General features: G+C 72.9%; 3 protein-coding genes. 2 read left to right on the forward strand and 1 reads right to left on the reverse strand.

The features are described from left to right. Positions 1 to 633 precede the first annotated feature (633 nt). Positions 634 to 1,146, forward strand: a complete 513-nt coding sequence (locus tag I5E_RS00750; RefSeq protein WP_022905320.1) for a hypothetical protein — start codon at positions 634 to 636, stop codon at positions 1,144 to 1,146. Between the two features lie 16 nt (positions 1,147 to 1,162). Here I5E_RS00750 and I5E_RS00755 read toward each other — a convergent pair whose 3' ends face one another. Next, on the reverse strand, positions 1,163 to 2,002 hold the full coding sequence (locus I5E_RS00755) for a siderophore-interacting protein (protein WP_022905321.1): 840 nt from the start codon (positions 2,000 to 2,002) through the stop codon (positions 1,163 to 1,165). Positions 2,003 to 2,021: 19 nt separating this feature from the next. Between I5E_RS00755 and I5E_RS00760 the strand changes: the two genes are divergently transcribed. Continuing rightward, the coding region (locus I5E_RS00760) for a FecCD family ABC transporter permease (protein ID WP_022905322.1) at positions 2,022 to 2,855 on the forward strand (834 nt) is incomplete at its 3' end.

Raw genomic sequence — 2,855 nt, forward strand, 5'->3', positions numbered from 1 at the left:
CTGCGACCCACCCTCGGTCGTGTGGATCGACAGCTCCTCGATGTCGAAGCCGAGCGCGTTGAGGCGTTCGACCCGGTCGTTGATGGGGTCGGCGCAGTTGAGGACGAGTTCGCTCAGTCGGCTGCTCATGCCGCGGAGGCTACCCGTCCGTCGAGCGGGCGGGCAGCCGTGACGGTCGGTGGGCGCGGGGTCCTCGCGGCCCGGGGCGGGGCGGTGCGGAGCGGCCGGATCGGCGTACCTGGCGGGAACGGGCGTACCTGGTCGGAACTTTCGGGGCAGTACGCCCGAATCGACCAGGTACCGCGGGCTCGCCCGGTCGGAACGGGCGTACCCGGCGGGAACGGGCGTACCTGGCGGGAACGGGCTTAGCCGGTGGGAACGGGCGTACCTGGTCGGAAGTTTCGGGGCAGTACGCCCGGATCGACCAGGTACCGCGGGCTCGCCTGGTCGGAACGGGCGTACCTGGCGGGAGCGGGCGTAGCCGGTGGGAACGGGCGTAGCCAGCGGGAACGCTGACGCGACCCCGGGACGGACGGGAGGCGCGGTGCCCGCTGGTACCGCGCCTCCTGTCCGTCTGTCGGTACCCCGGACGAGGGGTCGCCGGACCGCTGCGTGTTCCGGGATGATCGCGGGGTGCTGAAGACCCGCCGGCGGCTGCTGTCCGCGATCGCCGCCACCGGCGTCATGCTGACCCTGACCGGCTGCTCGGGCCACGACGCGTTCCCGAAGGACTACGGACACGCGTGGTTCGACCGGATGTCCTCGCTCCTCGGCGGTGGCGAGAGTGCAGCGGGCGGAGCCGGCGGGCAGCTCCTCGTGGACGACGACGAGCGTGGAGCGGTCACGGGGTCCGCCGCGCTCGAGTACGACCTCTCCGGCCCGTACGACGTCCTCGCTGTGTGCCGCTCGACGGCGATCGTGCACCTGACGATCCGCGACTTCACCGCCCGGAAGGAGCACGGCGGCGAGTCGACGAACCCGCGCTCGGTCCTCGACGAGGGCGACATCGTCTGCGGCGCCACGACGCGGCTGTCCATCACGGTGCCCGCCGACGCGGACGGAATCGTGCTCGACGTCAGCACCGCGGACCGGTCGGGGCGAGCGCTGTGGGACGCGTTCGTGGTGCCCCGGGGTTGGACACCCTGAGGCGAGGGGATGTGCGTCAGGCCGGGACGGACTCGCGGGCCTGGTGCTTCCAGAAACCCGAGAAGGTGATCCGCGACTTCGGCAGCCCGGCCCGGTGCAGGTGTCGACGCCCCTCGGTCGCGAGGGTCGACTCCCCCACCACGAAGGCGTAGCCGCGGTCGTCGGTCGGCACGTGCCGCTGGAGCTCGGCGAGCGCCGCCCGCCCCGGGACCGCGTGCTCGTCGACCTCGTCGCGGACGATCCACGTGACGCGCACCCCGGCCGGGGCGTCGAGCGCGCGGACGTCGGCCGCCGTGGGGACCTCCTGGATGATGCGGCCGACGGTGTCCCTCGGCAGCGACGCCGCGATCCCGACGACCCCGGGGAGCCCGGTCTCCTCGGCGGCGATCAGGACCTCGCTGGTGTCGGGCGGGCAGTCGAAGATACAGCCCTGGTCGAGCAGGGCGAGTTCGTCACCGGGGCGTGCACCGCAGGCCCAGATCGCGGCTCGGCCCTCGGGGGTGCCGTCGTCGTCGGTGTGCACGACGAAGTCGACGTCGAGCTCGGCCGTGCCGTCGTCGAGTCGGCGGAAGGCGGCGACGGTGTAGTTCGCACAGTGCGGCCGGACGTCCTCGGGGATGGCGAGGTAGGTCGGCCACCACTTCGTGCCGTCGAGCTCGGGCATCCGGAACGCGTCCTGGTCGGGGCGCTGCACGAAGAGGCGGAACCAGTGGTCGAACCCGAGGTACCGGAACTCGCCGAGGTCGTCCCCGGTGATCGTGACGCGGTGCATCGACGGGGTGACCCGGGCGCTGCCCACGACGTGGGCACGGAAGAGCCGGGGGTTCTCGGGCAGGAGCCGCGGGATCTTCGCCATGAGGCAAGGCTAACCTAAGATGATCTCCGTGCCAGCCCCGATCTCCGCTCCGGCTCCCGTCCGGCAGTCCCACCGAGCGCGTCCGTCGGACGCGCTCGGTGTGCACCGCACCGCGCTCCGGCGGCGGGCGCTCGTGATCGTCTGCCTCGTCGTGGTGGTCGTGCTCGTGGCGCTGGCGAGCCTGCTCCTCGGCAGCAACCGGATCGGCGCGGACCGGGTGCTCGACGGGCTCCTGCGCACCGGGAGCAGCACGGACGAGGCCATCGTCTGGGGCTCGCGCATCCCGCGGACGCTCATCGGCGCGGCCGTCGGCGCCGCCCTGGGGATCGCCGGGCTGCTCATGCAGGGCCACACCCGGAACCCCCTCGCCGACCCCGGCCTGTTCGGTGTCTCGTCGGGCGCCGGCCTCGCGGTCGTGATCGGCGTCTACGTCTTCGGCATCACGAGCACGGGCGCCACGGTGTGGTTCGCGCTCGTGGGGGCCCTCGTGGCGAGCGTCGTCGTGTTCTCGGTGACGATCGCGGGGAGCGGGACCGCGAGTCCGGTGCCCCTCGCCCTCGCCGGCGCGGCGGTGTCGGCACTCCTCGGCGCCCTGACGTCGTTCGTGGTGCTCACCGACCAGGACTCGCTCGACGCGTACCGCCTGTGGGTCGTCGGGTCGCTCGCGGCACGGCAACTCGACGTCCTCGGAGCCGTGTGGCCGTTCCTGGTGGCCGGGCTGGTGCTCGCCGTGCTGAACGTGCGGGCGCTCGACGCACTCGGACTCGGGACCGACCTGGCGAAGGGCCTCGGGGAGAACGTGCTCGTCGCGCGACTCGTCGGACTCGGGGGCATCACGCTCCTCGCCGCCGGG

The organism is Curtobacterium sp. B18 (assembly GCF_000333375.1).
Classification (GTDB): domain Bacteria; phylum Actinomycetota; class Actinomycetes; order Actinomycetales; family Microbacteriaceae; genus Curtobacterium.

Excerpts from the sequence above, each read along its gene's own strand:
- I5E_RS00755 (WP_022905321.1), bottom strand. The coding sequence starts at position 2,002 with ATGGCGAAGATCCCGCGGCTCCTGCCCGAGAACCCCCGGCTCTTCCGT.